At 66.7% G+C, this 15840-nt stretch carries 16 protein-coding genes; 5 read left to right on the top strand and 11 right to left on the bottom strand.

The window, feature by feature from the left end:
• Genes CAP37_RS04540 through CAP37_RS04530 form a run of 3 tightly spaced genes read left to right on the top strand, consistent with a single transcriptional unit; the run spans position 1 to position 2449 of the window.
• Positions 1-918, top strand: coding sequence for an NAD(P)-dependent oxidoreductase (locus tag CAP37_RS04540; protein ID WP_086123078.1), 918 nt, complete (start codon positions 1-3; stop codon positions 916-918).
• Positions 919-941: 23 nt separating this feature from the next.
• The gene (locus CAP37_RS04535; RefSeq protein WP_086123077.1) at positions 942-1523 is read left to right on the top strand and encodes an amino acid synthesis family protein; all 582 of its coding nucleotides are present in this window, start codon (positions 942-944) and stop codon (positions 1521-1523) included.
• Positions 1520-2449, top strand: a complete 930-nt coding sequence (locus CAP37_RS04530; RefSeq protein WP_086123076.1) for an SMP-30/gluconolactonase/LRE family protein — start codon at positions 1520-1522, stop codon at positions 2447-2449. Before CAP37_RS04535 ends, CAP37_RS04530 begins: the two co-directional genes overlap by 4 nt.
• 9 nt (positions 2450-2458) lie before the next feature.
• Here the strand turns inward: CAP37_RS04530 and CAP37_RS04525 are convergent, their stop codons facing one another.
• The 4 genes from CAP37_RS04525 to CAP37_RS04510 are packed head-to-tail and all read right to left on the bottom strand — an operon-like array spanning position 2459 to position 7931.
• A complete protein-coding gene (locus CAP37_RS04525; RefSeq protein ID WP_086123075.1) occupies positions 2459-3268 on the bottom strand; it encodes an SDR family NAD(P)-dependent oxidoreductase in 810 nt (269 codons plus the stop codon).
• A 4-nt stretch (positions 3269-3272) separates the two neighbouring features.
• Positions 3273-4499, bottom strand: a complete 1227-nt coding sequence (locus tag CAP37_RS04520; protein ID WP_179190133.1) for an ABC transporter substrate-binding protein — start codon at positions 4497-4499, stop codon at positions 3273-3275.
• Between the two features lie 46 nt (positions 4500-4545).
• Positions 4546-7065, bottom strand: a complete 2520-nt coding sequence (locus tag CAP37_RS04515; RefSeq protein ID WP_086123073.1) for a branched-chain amino acid ABC transporter ATP-binding protein/permease — start codon at positions 7063-7065, stop codon at positions 4546-4548.
• Entirely contained in the window at positions 7062-7931 is an 870-nt protein-coding gene (locus CAP37_RS04510) for a branched-chain amino acid ABC transporter permease (protein ID WP_086124814.1), read from the bottom strand. The genes CAP37_RS04515 and CAP37_RS04510 overlap by 4 nt, the downstream gene beginning before the upstream one ends.
• An 86-nt stretch (positions 7932-8017) precedes the next feature.
• Between CAP37_RS04510 and CAP37_RS04505 the strand changes: the two genes are divergently transcribed.
• A complete protein-coding gene (locus CAP37_RS04505; protein WP_179190132.1) occupies positions 8018-8860 on the top strand; it encodes a FadR/GntR family transcriptional regulator in 843 nt (280 codons plus the stop codon).
• Between the two features lie 27 nt (positions 8861-8887).
• On the opposite strand, the gene CAP37_RS04500 is transcribed toward CAP37_RS04505, so the two are convergent.
• Genes CAP37_RS04500 through CAP37_RS04480 form a run of 5 tightly spaced genes read right to left on the bottom strand, consistent with a single transcriptional unit; the run spans position 8888 to position 12752 of the window.
• Entirely contained in the window at positions 8888-9457 is a 570-nt protein-coding gene (locus tag CAP37_RS04500; RefSeq protein ID WP_086123071.1) for a nuclear transport factor 2 family protein, read from the bottom strand.
• 10 nt (positions 9458-9467) lie between these two features.
• Entirely contained in the window at positions 9468-10448 is a 981-nt protein-coding gene (locus tag CAP37_RS04495; protein ID WP_086123070.1) for a tripartite tricarboxylate transporter substrate binding protein, read from the bottom strand.
• Entirely contained in the window at positions 10445-10870 is a 426-nt protein-coding gene (locus tag CAP37_RS04490; protein WP_086123069.1) for a Zn-ribbon domain-containing OB-fold protein, read from the bottom strand. The genes CAP37_RS04495 and CAP37_RS04490 overlap by 4 nt, the downstream gene beginning before the upstream one ends.
• Positions 10867-12051, bottom strand: a complete 1185-nt coding sequence (locus tag CAP37_RS04485) for a thiolase family protein (protein ID WP_086123068.1) — start codon at positions 12049-12051, stop codon at positions 10867-10869. The genes CAP37_RS04490 and CAP37_RS04485 overlap by 4 nt, the downstream gene beginning before the upstream one ends.
• Positions 12051-12752, bottom strand: coding sequence for a nitroreductase (locus CAP37_RS04480; RefSeq protein ID WP_086123067.1), 702 nt, complete (start codon positions 12750-12752; stop codon positions 12051-12053). The genes CAP37_RS04485 and CAP37_RS04480 overlap by 1 nt, the downstream gene beginning before the upstream one ends.
• Positions 12753-12858: 106 nt before the next feature.
• Here CAP37_RS04480 and CAP37_RS04475 point away from each other — a divergent pair, with 106 nt between their 5' ends.
• Entirely contained in the window at positions 12859-13854 is a 996-nt protein-coding gene (locus tag CAP37_RS04475; protein WP_179190131.1) for a tripartite tricarboxylate transporter substrate binding protein, read from the top strand.
• 7 nt (positions 13855-13861) lie between these two features.
• Here CAP37_RS04475 and CAP37_RS04470 read toward each other — a convergent pair whose 3' ends face one another.
• Together CAP37_RS04470 and CAP37_RS04465 are read right to left on the bottom strand one after the other, a co-directional pair.
• The gene (locus tag CAP37_RS04470) at positions 13862-14425 is read right to left on the bottom strand and encodes a DUF2889 domain-containing protein (protein WP_086123065.1); all 564 of its coding nucleotides are present in this window, start codon (positions 14423-14425) and stop codon (positions 13862-13864) included.
• Positions 14425-15735 carry a CaiB/BaiF CoA-transferase family protein gene (locus tag CAP37_RS04465; protein WP_086123064.1) on the bottom strand — a complete coding sequence of 437 codons (1311 nt, stop codon included), beginning with the start codon at positions 15733-15735 and terminating at the stop codon, positions 14425-14427. The genes CAP37_RS04470 and CAP37_RS04465 overlap by 1 nt, the downstream gene beginning before the upstream one ends.
• Positions 15736-15840: the final 105 nt, after the last annotated feature.

Here is a 15840-nt window from a genome sequence, read left to right as displayed (position 1 = left end):
ATGACAAACAACACCGTGGTGGGCTTCGTGGGTCTGGGCATGATGGGCCTGCCCATGGTGGAACATCTGGCCGCGTCGGCCGGTATCGAGGTGCGGGTGCACGACCAGTCCAGCGCGCGCATCGATCTGTTGCGCGCCCACCCGGCCTGGGGCCAGGGTCTGCAGGCGGTGGCCTCGCTGCGCCACCTCGCGGTCTGCGACGTGGTGATCACCATGCTGCCCAACAGCGCCATCACCGACGCCGTGGTGCTGGGCGATCCGCAGAAACCGGGCTTGTGCTCGGTGCTGAAGGCCCCGACGGTGGTGGTGGACATGGGGTCCTCGCACCCCGAGCGCACGCTCGAACTGGCGCAGCGCCTGCTGGCGAGTGGCGTTGCCCTGCTCGATGCACCGGTCTCCGGCTCGGTGGCCAAGGCGCGCTCGGGCACGCTCTCCATCATGGTGGGCGGGCCAGAGGCGGCGTATGACCGCGTGCGTGCCGTGCTGCAGACCATGGGCAGCCAGCTCATCCGCACCGGTGAGGTGGGATCGGCCCACGCCATGAAGGCGCTGAACAACTATGTGTACGCGGCCGGCCTGCTGGCCACCAGCGAGGCCCTGCTCGTGGCCCGCCGCATGGGTCTGGATCTCGATGTATTTGCGGAAGTGCTCAACGCGTCCAGCGGCCGCAATGTGGCCACCGAGACCAAGCTGCGCCAGTTCATGATCTCGCGCGAATTCGATGGCGGCTTCGCCCTCGGCCTGCAAGCCAAAGACCTCGCCACCGCACGCAGCCTGCAACAGGCCACCGGCGTCACCGCGCCGCAGATGAACCTGTGCGCCGATCTCTGGCAGCAGGCGGTCAACGAGCTGGAGGTGGGCGTGGACAACACCGCCATCCTGCGGCTGCTCGAACGCCAGAGCGGCATCGACACCTGAACGCATCCTTTCACAGGAATCCCATGTCACTCATCCAGATTCGCAAACGCTCCCTCACGGTGGAAACCACCTTCCACGAAGGCGGGCCACCGGTCGACACACCCCTGCGCATGGCCGCCAGCTGTGCCGTGATCCAGAACCCCTACGCAGGTCGCTACGAGCCCGACCTCCTGCCCTTCATGCAGGAACTTCGCTCGCTGGGCACGCTGCTGGCCCAGGAGCTGGTGGACACGCTGGGCGGGCGCGAGAACATCGAGGTGTACAGCAAGGCCGCCATCGTGGGCATCGACGGCGAGATGGAGCATGGTGCTGTGTGGCACGAAGCCGGTGGCTGGGCCATGCGCACGGTGCTGGGCGAACCCAAGGCCATGGTGCCGGCGGTGAAGGCTGTAGCCTGCGCGGGCTACCGAGTGATGGTGCCGGTGCACTACATCCACGCGTCGTACGTGCGCAGCCACTTCAACAGCATGGAGATCGGCATCCAGGACGCACCGCGCCCGCGCGAAATTCTGTTTGCGCTGGTCATGGGCACGGGCGGGCGCGTGCACTCGCGCCTGGGCGGATTGACCAAGGAAGCCGTCACCGTGAAAGATGGGCAGCGATGAGCGCCGCTGACATTCGTGTGATCGCCAGCGGCCTCGACTTCCCCGAAGGTCCGGTCGCGCTGCCCGATGGCAGCTTTCTGGTGGTGGAGGTGGCCAACGGCCGGCTGACCCGTGTGCAGGCGGACGGCCGGCTGCAGACCGTGGCCGAACTCGGCGACGGCCCCAACGGCGCGGCGATCGGACCCGACGGCGACGTCTACGTGTGCAACAACGGCGGCTTCGCCTGGCATGTGGAAGGCGGCAAGCGCCACGTGGTGGGGCCGAGCGCCGACTACCAGGGCGGGCGCATCGAACGCGTGAACCTGAACACCGGTCGCGCCGAGGTGCTCTACACGCATGCCGGAGACCACCGTCTGTGCGGACCGAACGACCTGGTGTTCGACCGGGAAGGCGGCTTCTGGTTCACCGACCTGGGCAAGACCCGCGCACGCGACATGGACCGGGGCGGCGTGTACTACGCGCGCACCGACGGCAGCCTGATCAAGGAAGTGATCTTCCCGATCTCCAAGCCCAACGGCGTGGGCCTCTCGCCCGACGAAAAAACCCTGTACGTGGCCGAGACCGAAACGGGCCGGCTCTGGGCGTTCGACATCACAGGGCCTGGCGAAGTGGCCCGCGAGCCACGCCCCTCACCCAACGGTGGGCGCCTGGTGGTGGGCCTGCCGGGCCTGCAGATGCTGGACTCGATGGCCGTGTGCGCCGATGGCACCATCTGCTGCGCCACACTGATCCGGGGCGGCATCACCCTGGTCTCGCCCGATGGCCAGGACGTGCGCCACGTTCCCATGCCCGACGGCCACACCACCAACATCTGCTTCGGCGGCCCGGATCTGAAGACCGCCTACATCACGCTGGCGCACCGGGGCGAGCTGGTGGCCACTGCCTGGGACCGGCCGGGACTCAAGCTGAATTTCTCTGGCTGGTGAGGCCCGCGCTCAAGAAGGGGTCAGCACGGCACCGCCGCAGACCGAGATGCACTGCCCGGTGACGTAGCCCGAGAGCGGCGTCACCAGAAACTCCAGCACGTTGGCGCAGTCCTCCACATCGCCGAAGCGGCGCAGCGGAATGCGGCGCATCTCTTTTTCGGTGTGCATGTTGCGGCCCTCCGATTGTTTTCGGATGCGCTGCGTGAGCATGCCGCCGGGCGAGAGGCAGTTCACACGAATGCCATCGGGGCCGAGTTCGCTGGCCAGGTGGCGCGTGTAGTGCAGCACCGCCGCCTTGGCCACCGAGTAAGGCGTGAGGTTCGCACCCGACTTGGCCGCATCGAGCGCCACCATGGTGGCCACGTTCACGATCACACCGCTCTGTTGAGCGCGCATGGTGGGCGCCACTTCCTGGCAGCAGAGCACCGCGCTGTGGTAGTTCACGCCGAACATCTGTGCCATGTCCTCGTCGGTGAACTTCGAGGCCGCGCTGCGTTCCACCGGCGAGAAAGCGCCCCCCGCGTTGTTGACCAGAATGTCGATGCGGCCGAATTCGGCCAGCGCCTGCTGCACCAGCGCACGAGCGCCCTCGCGCTGCGTCAGGTCGCCTTGCACGCCGATGCTGCGCCGCCCCAGCGCGCGCACCTCGTCGGGCACGGTGTCTGCCGTGAGTTCCTCGCCGAACTCGCGCGCCGAGGCGAGGTCGATGTCGGCCACCACCACATCGGCGCCCAGCGTCGCCAGGCGCAGCGCATACGCGCGGCCGAGCCCGCGCGCGGCACCGGTGACGATGGCCACCTGTCCCTGCAGCTTCAACATGCGCTCAGAGCCCGCCCATGGAACAACCGATTTCTTCCTTCGTGCCGTAAAGCGCCTCGAAGTCGGCCATCTTCATGTCGGCGTTCAGGATCTCCAGCGCGTCGTACCGGTCGGTGACGTTGTCGCGAACCCTGGCCACCGGCAGGCGTGTGATGAACTGGTGGTCCCAGTCGCGGAAGTAGCCTGGCACGTGGGCCGGACGCACGGTTTCGAGCCCACGCACGATGGCTGCTGCGTCGGTGGACTTTTCCTTGGCGATGGCCGCCAGGATCATGTTCATGCACACCCAGCCTTGCGCCATGCTGGCCGATGCCGGCGTGCCCTTGATCTTGCGGACCGCTTCGTTGAAGGCTCGCTCGGCCGGGCCGTTGTTCGGGTTGTTGAAGTGCCAGTACTTGCCCATGATCCCGGACAGACCGTTCTGCGACCAGATGTCCTCGTCTGCCACGGTGAGGCTGGCCAGCGGGATGCGGCCGCGCAGGCCGAACTCGTTGTACTGCTTGAGGAACGCGGTGAGGTCGGTGCCCGCAATGCCGAGCGCCACGGCATCGGGTCGCGCCTGCCGGATCTTCAGGATGATGGAGCTGAAGTCGGTGGTGCCCACCGCCGCTGAATCCACGCCCAGATCGGTGCCACCGGCGGCTTCCAGTTCCTTCTTCAGCATCTGGTAGGCCTCCTGCCCATAGGCATAGGCGCCCACCAGGAAATACCAGCGCTTGCCGGTGCGCAACAACTCCCTCGATACCAGTTTCGCATAGACCATGGGGGTCGCGTTGTTGCGAAACACGTAGCGGTTGCAGTTCTTGCCCGTGATTTCGCGCGCCAGCGCGGCGCTGATGATGGTGGGCATCTTGCCGCTGGCCGCTGTCGAGGCAATGGCCAGGCCGGTGGCGCTGTTGCTGCCACCAATGACCGCACTGACCTTGTCCTCCTGAATCAGCTTCTGCATGTTCTGCTGCGCGCCCAGCGGGTTGGGCTCGTCGTAAGCCACCAGCTGGATGGGGCGACCCAGCACCTGGTTGTTGGCCTGGTCCAGTGCGATCTTGATGCCCAGCGAAGCGGCTTCCCCCTGCAGCGCAAACGGACCCTGGCGCGGCAGCAGGGTGCCGAGCTTGATCGGCGCGCTGGCCTGCGAAAACACCAGCGCCGGTGCACCGAGAACGGCTGCGCCGGCACCGGCGGTTTGCAGGAGCCGGCGGCGACCTGCTGAAAAGTGCGAATCACGTGTCATGGTTGTCTCCTGTTGAAAGGGAAAAAGTGGCTGGCGGGAAAAATCGTCAGCCGGTTTCGGCCGGCACCGGCTCCACCAGCCCAAGCAGGCGAGCCTGGAGGGCGTGGTCCTCGGCCAGCGTGGTGGCATCGCCCTCGAAGGCGACCTTGCCGTTCACCAGCACCACGGCGCGGTCGACGATGGAGAGCACCTGCTCGGCGTGGTGCTCCACCAGCACCATGGCCACGCGCCCACGCAGCTTCTGCACCGCGGCCATCACCTCGTTGATCACGGCAGGGGCCAGGCCCTCAAACGGTTCGTCGAGCAGGATCAGGCGGCTGGGCGTGAGCAGCGAGCGCGCGATCGCCACCATCTGCCGCTCGCCGCCCGAGATGTTTTCCGCGCGCGACTTGCGCACCGTGGCCAGGCGCGGAAAGAGTTCGTACACCTCGTCCAGTGACATCCCGCCCTTGCGCAGGGCGATCAGCAGGTTGTCCTGCACCGTGAGGTTGGGGAACAGGCGCCGGCCTTCGGGCACCATCGAGATGCCCAGGCGGTTGATCTCGAACGGGCGCAGGTTCTGGATCTCGCGCCCGGCCCAGACGATCCGGCCCTCATCGGCCGGCAGCATGCCGTACAGCGCGCGCAGCAAGGTCGTTTTTCCCACGCCGTTTCGTCCCAGCAGGGCCACCGCTTCGCCTTCGTGCACGCGCAGGTCGATGCCATCGAGGATGCGCCCGCCGCCGTAGCCGGCGGCCAGCCCGCTGGCCTGCAGCAGCACCGGGGTAGCGGTCCGTGGCGCGCGCGCGGCCGCAGCCGCGCCGCGCACCTCGGGCGAACTGCCCAGGTAGGCGCGCACCACCTCGGGGTTGGCCGCCACCTCGGCCGGCTTGCCATCGGCGATCAGCTTGCCCTGGTGCAGCACCGTGATGCGGTCGGACAGCGCGAGCACGCGGTCGATATCGTGCTCGATCAGCACCACGCCGTGCGAACGCGCCAGCGCCTGGATCAAGCCGGCCACGCGCTCGCGGTCGGCCTCGCCCAGCCCGGCCAGGGGTTCGTCCAGCAGCAGCAGGCGCGCCTCGGTGGCCAGGGTGATGCCGATCTCGAGCAGCCGGCGCTCGCCGTGCGAGAGGTCGGTGCACAGCTCACCGGCACGCTGGGCCAGCCCCACCGCCTCCAGCACCGACCAGGTGCGTGCGTTGACTTCATCGCTGGTGTGGGCGTCGCGCCAGATGGCGTGAGCGTTCGCCCGCGTGGCCTGCACCGCCAGCCGCACGTTCTCGAACGCCGTGAGGTGGGTGAACACGCTGACGATCTGGAACGAGCGCGCCAGCCCGAGACGGATGCGCTTGTGCATGGGCAGGCGGGTGATGTCCTGCCCGAGGAAACGCACCACGCCGGCGTCGGCCGGCAGCACGCCGCTCAGCATGTTGAAGAAGGTGGTCTTGCCGGCGCCGTTGGGGCCGATGAAGCTGTGCAGCGTGCCCGCGTGCACGTCGAAGTCGTAGCCCGCAGCCACGGTGAGCGAGCCGAATTTCTTGGTCAGCCCGCGCACGGTGAGCAGCGGCTCGCCACCGGCGGGGGCACTCGCCGCCGCCGGCGCGTAAGGCGTGATGTGCGCGGGCCGGGGTGGAATGCCCTCTCGCACCAGCGTCCAGCCCTTCAGGCCCAGGAAGCGGCGCAGCAGACCATGGATGCCTTCGGGCGCGACCAGCACCACCAGCATGATGAGCGGTGCGAACAGCAACCACCAGTTGTTGATGATGGCGCTGAGCTGGTCCTCCAGCACTATGAAGACAATGGCGCCCCACAGCGCACCGACGAAATGGTGCATGCCACCGAGCACCGTCATGAGCAGGGCATCTGCCGCGTGCTCCCAGCTCAGGGGGTTGGCGTACACGCCGCGCATGAACAGGGTGAGCATGCCGCCGGCCAGCGCGGTGATGGCCGCCGAGAGCACGAAGCCGGCGAGCTTGATGCGCTGCACGTCGTAACCGAGGCTGGAAGATCGCTGTTCGTTGTCGCGAATGGCCTGGAAAAGGCGCCCCAGCGGCGAATGCGCCAGCCGCCACATGAGCCACAGCGTGACCAGCACCGTGACCACCACGAACACGTGGAAGGCCATGGCCGATTCCAGCACCGGCCGGGGCACGCGCTGAAGACCGTTTTCACCCCCGGTGAGGTCGGTCCACTTGTAGGCGATCTCGTAGGCAATCTGGGCGCAGGCCAGGCTCAGCAACGAAAAATAAAGTCCCCGCCTTCGCAGGATGAGCGCGCCCACGTGCAGCGCCAGCAGCGCGGTGAAGACCACGCCAAACGCCAGCCCGACGAATTCGTTCACGTCGCCAAACCAGTGCAGCAGCGAGAGTGCCGCCGCGTAGCTGGCCACGCCGAAGAACACCGAGCCACCAAAGGGAACCAGCCCGAGGTAGCCCACCAGCAGACCGATGCCGGCGGCATAGAGCACGTAGATGGCGATCTGGGTGACACGCCCCAGCGGCAGGCTGGTCACCAGGGTCAACAGGCTCAGCACCACCAGCGCGGCCGCCACCTGGGCCACGGGGTGTTTGAACAGACGCTTCATGAAAAGTGTTCCCAGTGCTCGCCGAACAGGCCGCGTGGGCGCACCAGCAGGATGGCCGCCATCAGCAGGTACATCGCCACACCGGCGGCCTGCGGAAAAAACTGCGTGCTCATGGCCGTGACCAGTCCCACCAGCAGGCCGGCCACCACGGCGCCGCCGTAGGAACCCAGGCCACCAATGGTCACGATCACGAAGGCCGGCATGATGGCCTGCGCCGACATGCTGGGCGTGACCGACCACAGCGGTGCGGCCAGCACGCCGGCCGCACCAGCCAGCATGCAGCCCACCCCGAACGCCCCGGTGAGCACCAGCGGCAGGTTGATGCCGAGCATGCCCACCATCTGCGGGTCGCGGCTGCCCGCGCGCAGGATGCGGCCATAGGGCGTGAACGACAGGAAAGCCCACAGCAGCAGCAGGATCGCCACGGTGATGAATAGCACCGCCACACGGTAGGTGGTGGTGAGGATGGGGCCGTATTCGATGAAGCCGGAGAACACCTCGGGCGGCGAAAGCGGCTGGGCGCTCGATCCCCAGGTGGTGCGGATCACCGCCTCGATGAACAGCGAGAGCGCGAAGGTGAGCACCAGCGTCATCAAGGGGTCTTTGCCGTACAGACGGCGCACCAGCACACGTTCGACCACGATGCCCACCAACCCCACACCGATGGGCGCGAGGACCACCGCCGCCCAGCCGAACTCGCGCTGCAGCGTCAGGGCAAAGTAAGCGCCCAGCGCGAAGAATGCGCCGTGCGCCACGTTCACGATGCCCAGCAGACCGAACACGATCGACAGGCCGATCGAGATCAGGATGAACAGGAAGCCCAGCACGAGGCCGTTGACGGTCTGGGAGAGGATGGCATCAAGCATATCGTCGAAATATATCATTGGACCAACCATTGATGCAATATGGAATCCCTGTCCATCAACCATCCTTTGCCACTACGATTGCCATCATGAAAACCTCGCCCCCCTCCTCCAGCTTCGGCATCCAGCCGATCAGCCCGCAGCGCATCTACCAGGAGGTGGCCAGCCAGTTGCGGCGCAACATCTCGGAAGGCAAGTTGCGCCCCGGCGACAAGCTGCCCCCCGAGCGCGACCTGGCGCAGATGTTCGGCGTCAGCCGCAACACCATGCGCGAGGCGCTGAGGGCGCTGGAGTTGAGTGGCCTGATCGAGCTCAAGCTGGGGTCGGCGGGTGGCGCCTTTGTGCTGCCGGGCAGTTCAAACGCCGTGGTCAATGGCATGCGCGACCTGTATTTCCTCGGTGCGATCACGCCCGATCACCTCACCGCCGCGCGGATCTCGGTGAGCTCGGCAGTGATCCGCATGGCCTGCGAGAACATGACCGATGAAGACCTGGCGGAGCTTGAGCGCAACGTGGCCATGGCCGAAGAAATGCACAACTCGGGAAGCTTCGAGGAGCGCACCAAATACCACCAGGCCTTTCACGTGCTGCTGGCCAAGGCCACGCACAACCCCATCCTGCTGGCCACCACCGAAGGCATCGTGGAAATCCTGCGCCAGTTCGTGAAGGCCATCGGGCCCACCGAAGACCAGACCTACACCCTGCCCTCGCGCAAACGGCTGCTGACGCATCTGCGCAAGCGCGACGCCGAGAAGGCCGTGAAAGAGATGACCTCTGCCCTGATCAAGCTGCACGAGGGCTACATGGTCCGGGCGCGCGGGCTGCCACCGGGCAAACAGGCCTCGGCCAGGAATGCGGCCGAACCCGCGCGTCGCCCGACTCGCAGCGCCACACCGAGCAAGACGCGCACCCGCGCTCCCCGCGCCACCTGAACGGGTCGTCGCGCAAGAGCTGCGCGATCAGGCCAGGCCGACGGCCTTGCGCTCGCGGAAGATGAAATCCTCCTGCGTGCGCTGGCCCGACTCCCAGCCCGGCACCGGCTGCGGTGCGTTGGCGGGCACCGGCACCACCTGCTTCCAGTCGGCCACCAGCGTGCGTTTCAGAATTTTCCATTCGCCTTGTCGCCGCTCGAAGCGGTCCACGTAGCGCGAACACGTCAGCAGGTCCATGGCCCCCTCGGGCGCCTTGCCACCCGCGAGCTGCGCCAGCGCCTGTGCGGCTTCGGCGGGGTAGCGCTGGGTGGTGCGCACGTAGCTTTCCACCAGAGCCAGGTCTGGCCCGGCAAACTCGATCAGCAGGTTGCTGACCGCGTGCATGGAGAAAGGAATGTTGCGGTGGCGGTTGCGGATCCAGTCCATCAGGCCATCCACGCCACCGTCGTACGCGCCGTGCGCATCGTTTGCATCGGGGTGGAACACGGTCGTCATCAAGTCGAAGTCGAGCCGGTCCACGCTGCGGCACCAGCGGTACATGCAGTCCTGAATCTGCATGCGGTCGGCAATGCGCTCGGGCGAGTAGTCGTTATTCATGTGCTCGCGTTCATTCCGGTTGCAGGTTGGCCTGCTGCATCACGCGGGTCCAGATCTTCTGATCGGCGGCCCAGGTGTCGGCGAAGTTCTTCGCTGGTGCCGGCTTGGGCGTCATGCCCAGCCCGGCAAGCTTGGTCTGCATGGCGGGTTCGCTCACCGCCTTGTTCACGGCGTCGTTCAGCCGCGCGAGCACATCGGGTGGCGTGCCGGCCGGGGCCGCCAGGCCGAACCAGGCCAGCACATCGAAACCGGGCAAGGTTTCGGCGATGGCAGGCACGCTGGGCAGCAACGGGCTGCGCTGCGGCGACGAGACACCGAGCATCTTCAGGCGGCCGCTGGCCACCAGGCCATTGATGGCGTCCGACGGCGTAGTGATCACCATCTTGACTTCGCCGGTCAGCGCCGCGTTGGTGGCCTGCGACGAACCCTGATAGGGCACGTAGACCATCTCCAGGCCCGCCATCTGGTTGAACAGTTCGTTGGTGAGGTGGCCGAGCGAGCCTCGCCCGGCCGAGGCGTATTCCAGGCCGCGCGGGCGCGCCTTGGCGTAGGCAATGAGTTCGGCCACGTTGTTGGCGGGAATGACCGGGTTGGTGAGCAGCACCATGGGCGTGGTGGCCACCAGACCCACGGAGGCGAAGTCCTTGATGGGGTCGTAGCCGGCGTTCTTGCGCATGAGTGCCGTGGTCACCGTGGAATTGCCCACCTGAAGCAGCGTGTAGCCATCGGGCGCGGCGTTCTTCACGTGTTGCGTGCCCACCGTGCCACCCGCGCCCAGGCGGTTTTCCACCACGATCGACTGGCCGAGGATGCGCTGCAGCGGCTCCTGCAGGTTGCGGCAGAGCACGTCACCCGTGCCACCGGCGGCGAACGGCACGATCAGGTGGATGGGCTTGTTGGGAAACCCGGCTTGTGCCCAGGCGTGGCCCGGGTGCAGTGCGGGCAGGGCAGACAGGGCGGAAGCGCCCAGCAGGTGGCGGCGGGAAATCATGGGGAGTCTCCTTGGTCTTGAGGTGAATCGGCGGCGCGGCCGCTCGGCTGGAATGCGGGAAAGGCCAGCGCATGGCCGTCCTCTTCCCAGGTGATGTGAACCGGTTGGCCCAAAGCCAGATCGGCGTGTGGTGCGAGAACGCGCGCCAGCATGCGTGGGCCTTCCGCCAGCTTCACCAGCGCCAGTGCATACGGCACCCGGTGAGCCAGCGCGGGCGGTGAGACGCGGCTTTTGGTGAGCGCGACGATGGTGCCGCGCCCGCTGGCCTCACGCCACTGCACACCGGCCTCGCTGTAGAGGCTCTGCGGCCGGGGGTAGAACTGGGCGCGCCCGCTGGTGGCATCGAACTGCAGCATGAGGCGGCGCTCACGAAGACCGGCCCAGAACGGCTCGGCCACATCGCCGTGCGGCAGATCGCTCATTGCCCACGCTCCAGCAGCATCACACTGCTCGTGCCCCAGTTGCGCGCGTAGGGAATCACGCCAATGCCGCTGAGCATGGCGTTGCCGTGGCGCTTCACCTGCCGCTCGCCCGCTTCGCCGAAGAGCTGGCGCAGGCACTCGACAAGGTTCACGCCGCCGCCGGCCAGGCCGGGCTGCCCGGCCGATATCTGACCACCACCGGTGTTCAGCGGCAGGTCGCCCGCGTGGCCCATGTCGTGCGCGAGCACAAAGGCGCCGCCTTCACCCGGCCCGCAGAAACCGGTCTGCTCCAGTTGCAGGATGAGCGCGATCAGAAAGTCGTCGTACCAGTGCAGCATGTGCACGTCCTTCGGCGACATGCCGGCGGCTTTGAAGGCGCGCGGTCCCACGTCGGTGAAGCCACTCACCAGGATGTCGTCGGCGTGCTGTTCGCGCGGATCGAAGTTGATGCGCTCGGCATAGCCTATTGGGTGCACCAGCTTCTCGAAGCCGAGTTCTCGCGCCTTGCGCGTGGACATCACCAGCACCGCACTGGCGCCATCACAGCGCATCACGCAGTCGAGGATACGCAACGGATCGGAGACGATTTTTGATTCGAGGTACTCGCGCTCGGTGAGCGCCTTGCGCAGCACCTCGCAAGCGTTGTCGTTCAGCAATGCGCCGTTGCGCTGCGTCACCGCCAGGCGGGCCAGCGCATCGTGCGGCAGGCCATACCGGTGGTCGTACACCGAGCTCAGCAGCGCAAAGGCGCTCAGCGGGCCGGCGTAGCCCGCCGGGTCGCAGAACTCGGTGCGGTGGCCCGACTGCACCGAGCGGTCCTGGGTCGACACCGCGTCGGCCGCGAGGCACAGCACGATCTCGCACAGCCCCGCCTCGATCGCCATGCCGGCGCGAATCAGATTGCCGCCGGAAGACGCGCCGCCGATGTCGGTGGCCTGGCACCAGGTGACCGACAGGCCCAGGCCTTCGGCCATGAGGCTGCTGTAGAACGGGTTGCCGCCTTCGGACATGGCAAGCGTGGTGGCGAAGCCATCGATCTGGTCGCGCTGGAGGCCGGTGCGCGCCAGCAAGGCATTGACCGCCTCACCGGCCAGCGAGAGCGCGCTGCGCCCGCTGCGGCGCACGAGCTTGGTCTCGGCGTACCCGACGATGGCCAGGTCGCGCCGCGCCAGAAAGTTCATCAGTCGGTCACCCAGGTCACCACGTCGTCCAGGCTCGCGCGGCTGGTGCGGTAGCTGTTGGCCGGGTGGCTGGTGTCTTCGTAGCCAAAGGAAATGCCGCAGACCACCTGGCGTGCGAGATCGATGCCCAGCAGCGACTTGGCCAGGGCGCTGTGCGAGGCCAGCGCGGCCTGCGGAATGGCGGCCACGCCATGTGCCTGCATGGCCAGCAGCAACACCTGCACATAGCCGCCCACATCCACTGCGCCATACACGCCGAGGCCCGGGTCGCTGGTGAGAATGGCCACGTGCGGCGCACCGAACAGTCGGAAGTTCTCTAGTGCCTGGCGGTTGCCGCCTTCCTTGTCGCCACGCTCCACGCCCACCGCCTTGTAAAGCTGAAAACCGCATTCGCGCCGACGCGCCAGGTAAGGGCCTGTGTATTCCTTAGGGAAGGGAAAGTCGCTGCCCTTGTCGGCACCGCTCTGCGCGGCATTCAACATGGCTTCGCGAAAGCGATCCACCGCCGCGCCCGATGCGATCGTGACCTGCCAGGCCTGCGAGTTGCACCAGGAAGAGGTGCGTTGCGCCGTCGCCAGAAAGCTCTTCTGCACGTCGATGGCGACGGGCTGGGGAAGAAAGGCGCGGCAGCTGTGGCGCTCGGCCAGGAGCTTGTCGAGCGCTGCGGCATCGCTGGTGGCAGAGGGGCTGATTCGGTCCATAAGGGAAATTGCTGTCTTGATGTTTAATGGTTAGACCAATATAATGCGCCAGCCAATCGATGTCAATCCAGTCCAACGCGCGCCTTTCGCACAAACGGAGACCCCCATGAACGCACAAGATCCCCACACCCAACCCAGCCGCCGCCTGGTGCTGGCCGCTGGCCTCGGCGCCGCTGCCCTGGGCCTGACCCTGCCGGCGCGCGCGCAGGAAACGTTCCCCAGCAAGCCGATCCGCATCCTGGTGGGCGCCGGCGCCGGTGGCTCCACCGACATCACGGCCCGCCTGGTGGGCACCGAGCTGGCCAAGCTGCTGGGCCAGCCCGTCGTGATCGAAAACCGGCCTGGCGCCTCGGGCACCATCTCCGTGCAGCAGACCGTGCGGGCACCGGCCGACGGCCACACCCTGGTGTGGGTGGGCAACAGCGTCATGGCGATCTCGCCCTTCCTCTACAAGGAGCCGGGCTACGACGTGAGAACTCTGATCCCGGTGAGCCTGGCCACCACCTCCATGTTCGTGATCATGGCGTCGCCGGAATTCAAGGACCTGAAGCAACTCATCGCCTACGGCAAGGCCAACCCCGGCAAGCTCAGCTTCGGCTCCAACGGCGTGAACGGCAGCCTGCACCTGCTGTCCGAACTGCTCAAGACCGAAGCCGGATTCGATGCCGTGCACATTCCCTACAAGGGCGGCGCCGAATCGGCGAGTGCCACCATGGGCGGCCAGATCCAGTTCTACTTCGACGCGCTCTCGTCCAACCTGGCACTGGCCCGCACCGGCAAGCTCAACGCACTGGCCGTCACCGGCTCGCGCCGCGACAAGTCCCTGCCCGACACGCCCACCATGGCCGAACTGGGCCTGCCCGCCATGACCACCGACGTGTTCTTCGGCCTGGTCGCGCCACCCGGCACCCCGACGCCGGTGGTGAACAAGCTGGCCGATGCCATGAAGACGGTGCTGGCCCAGGCGCCGTTGCGCGAGGCGCTCTCGGCCACCGGCAACGAACCACAAAGCACCACGCCCGCCGAGTTCCGCGCGCTGGTCGACAAGGAAGCAGCGCGCTTTCAGGCCCTGATCAAGGCCAAGGGCATTCAGCCGCAGTGATGGCCGCTTACAGCCCCCATCTCACGATGGCGGGCTGGCCGCCGCGGCGCAGTCCGTGGCAAGTATCGAGTAGCGCCGGGCGCGGCCCTTCTTCGGCCGGTGGCAGACCGAGCTCATGGCGCCGCCGCTCCATCGCGGGGCGAATCGATTGCAGGGCCGTGGTGGCCAGTGGCCCCATCAACTCCGTGAGGTGCGTGCAGCCGAGCGCGCCGCGAAAGAGCGTCTTCACCGCCTGGGTAAAACCCGCCTGAATGCGCAAACCGATCAGTTGTTCGTAAGCGGGATTGATGTCGACGCAGTCCGCATAAGGCACCTGGTGCGAAACCGCTTGCGCCTCGACGATGGTGAAACTGTCGTCCAGCGCGAGGCGCAGCGACATGAGGTGGATCGGGTCGCCCGCCTTGCGCATGGCGACGTTGCCGCGCACAAAGGCGGGATCCATGTCGTAGGCGCGCGTGTCCGACAGCCGCGCCTCCACCTCCCAAAGACCGTCCTCGCGCGCCCAGCCCGTGCAAGTGATCTGCCGGGTGTGCAGCGCAGCGCGCGGCTTGGCCGGTGGGAGCTCTCGCATCAGGCGGCGGCCTCCGCCTTGGCCGGCGCGGGATTTTTCGCGGCGGGTGCCGAAGCACTCAGTGCACCGCTGGCGCGCAAGGCGGCGATGCGCTCATCGCTGTAGCCCAGCGTTTCACGCAGCACTTCTTCGGTGTGCTGGCCGACCGCCGGAGCAGGCTTCGGATCGGCCACAGGCGTGCCCGAATAACGGATGGGCAAGGCCACGTTGGGCATCCAGCCGATCACCGGGTGTTCCACCCGCGTGACGAGGTTGCGCGCGCGCGCCTCGGGCGAACGAATCGCATCGCCGACGTTGCGCACTTCACCGCAAGGAATGGAGGCCGCGCGCATGCGGGGCTGCCAGTAGGACCAGGGCTGCTTCGCAAAGATTTCTCCCAGCATCTCGAAGATTTCCGCGCGCTTGGCCATGCGGCCATTGCGATCGGAAAGCACCGGATCGTTGGCCAGGTCCGGGCGCTCGATCACCTGTGCCATGAGGCGGTGAAAGATCTTGTCGTTGCCGCAGTTGATGTAGAACGGCTTGTCGCTGGACTCGAACACGCCGGAGGGGCAGGTGTCCGGGCTTGTGTTGCCATGGCGCTGAGGCACCGCACCGGTAAAGAGGTGCTGCAGCGCAGCGTAGCCGGTCATGAGCACCGCGTTGTCGAACAGCGCCACTTCGATCGACTGGCCCTCGCCAGTGCGATGGCGCGCGAGCAGCGCACCCAGAATGGCGTTGCACGCCATGGTGGCGGTGCTGATGTCGATCACGGGTGAGAGTGTGCGCACGCCCTGGCGGTCTTTGTAGCCATTCATCGAGATGAAGCCGCTCTCGGCCTGCGCGATGGGGTCGAAGCCCAGGCGATCGGCGAATTCGCCTTCACGCCCGTAAGCCGACACCGAGCAGTAAATGAGTTTCGGGTTGAGCTTGCGGCAGCTTTCGTAATCCAGACCAAAGCGCTCCATGACGCCGGTGGAAAAATTCTCCACCACCACGTCGGCCTTGGCGACCAGCTCCCGCACCACCGCAAGGCCTTCCGGTGTCTTCATGTTCAGCGCCGCGCTGCGCTTGTTGCGGTTGCTCCAGAGGTAGGGAGCGCCCTGCGCCGGCAACTCGGCATGCACCGGGGGATAGTGGCGAAACTCGTCGCCGCGCCCCGGGGTTTCCACCTTGATGACATCGGCGCCCATGTCGGCCATCACCATGGTGGCAAACGGACCGGCAATGAAGTGGGTGAAGTCGACCACACGAACACCCTCCAGCGCCTTCGGTGCGCTGGCAGGACGCGGCGTGTGGATGGGGAACTCGGCTTCCAGGTTGTCAAGCATGTTTGTCCTCATACGGCCAGGAGAAATTGGCCTTGTCTTCCATTGGTAAGACCATTATACTGTCAAGTTCAACGCTCGGTCAAAGCTTTTTGCAGCCTTTTGCCG

This window comes from Hydrogenophaga sp. IBVHS1, assembly GCF_002127265.1.
Taxonomy (GTDB): Bacteria; Pseudomonadota; Gammaproteobacteria; order Burkholderiales; family Burkholderiaceae_C; genus Hydrogenophaga.
The sequence above is the reverse complement of the archived record's forward strand: the minus strand, read 5'-3'. Positions and strand labels throughout refer to the sequence as shown.

Excerpts from the sequence above, each read along its gene's own strand:
- CAP37_RS04540 (WP_086123078.1), top strand. The coding sequence starts at position 1 with ATGACAAACAACACCGTGGTGGGCTTCGTGGGTCTGGGCATGATGGGC.
- CAP37_RS04535 (WP_086123077.1), top strand. The coding sequence starts at position 942 with ATGTCACTCATCCAGATTCGCAAACGCTCCCTCACGGTGGAAACCACC.
- CAP37_RS04530 (WP_086123076.1), top strand. The coding sequence starts at position 1,520 with ATGAGCGCCGCTGACATTCGTGTGATCGCCAGCGGCCTCGACTTCCCC.
- CAP37_RS04525 (WP_086123075.1), bottom strand. The coding sequence starts at position 3,268 with ATGTTGAAGCTGCAGGGACAGGTGGCCATCGTCACCGGTGCCGCGCGC.
- CAP37_RS04520 (WP_179190133.1), bottom strand. The coding sequence starts at position 4,499 with ATGACACGTGATTCGCACTTTTCAGCAGGTCGCCGCCGGCTCCTGCAA.
- CAP37_RS04515 (WP_086123073.1), bottom strand. The coding sequence starts at position 7,065 with ATGAAGCGTCTGTTCAAACACCCCGTGGCCCAGGTGGCGGCCGCGCTG.
- CAP37_RS04510 (WP_086124814.1), bottom strand. The coding sequence starts at position 7,931 with ATGCTTGATGCCATCCTCTCCCAGACCGTCAACGGCCTCGTGCTGGGC.
- CAP37_RS04505 (WP_179190132.1), top strand. The coding sequence starts at position 8,018 with ATGAAAACCTCGCCCCCCTCCTCCAGCTTCGGCATCCAGCCGATCAGC.
- CAP37_RS04500 (WP_086123071.1), bottom strand. The coding sequence starts at position 9,457 with ATGAATAACGACTACTCGCCCGAGCGCATTGCCGACCGCATGCAGATT.
- CAP37_RS04495 (WP_086123070.1), bottom strand. The coding sequence starts at position 10,448 with ATGATTTCCCGCCGCCACCTGCTGGGCGCTTCCGCCCTGTCTGCCCTG.
- CAP37_RS04490 (WP_086123069.1), bottom strand. The coding sequence starts at position 10,870 with ATGAGCGATCTGCCGCACGGCGATGTGGCCGAGCCGTTCTGGGCCGGT.
- CAP37_RS04485 (WP_086123068.1), bottom strand. The coding sequence starts at position 12,051 with ATGAACTTTCTGGCGCGGCGCGACCTGGCCATCGTCGGGTACGCCGAG.
- CAP37_RS04480 (WP_086123067.1), bottom strand. The coding sequence starts at position 12,752 with ATGGACCGAATCAGCCCCTCTGCCACCAGCGATGCCGCAGCGCTCGAC.
- CAP37_RS04475 (WP_179190131.1), top strand. The coding sequence starts at position 12,859 with ATGAACGCACAAGATCCCCACACCCAACCCAGCCGCCGCCTGGTGCTG.
- CAP37_RS04470 (WP_086123065.1), bottom strand. The coding sequence starts at position 14,425 with ATGCGAGAGCTCCCACCGGCCAAGCCGCGCGCTGCGCTGCACACCCGG.
- CAP37_RS04465 (WP_086123064.1), bottom strand. The coding sequence starts at position 15,735 with ATGCTTGACAACCTGGAAGCCGAGTTCCCCATCCACACGCCGCGTCCT.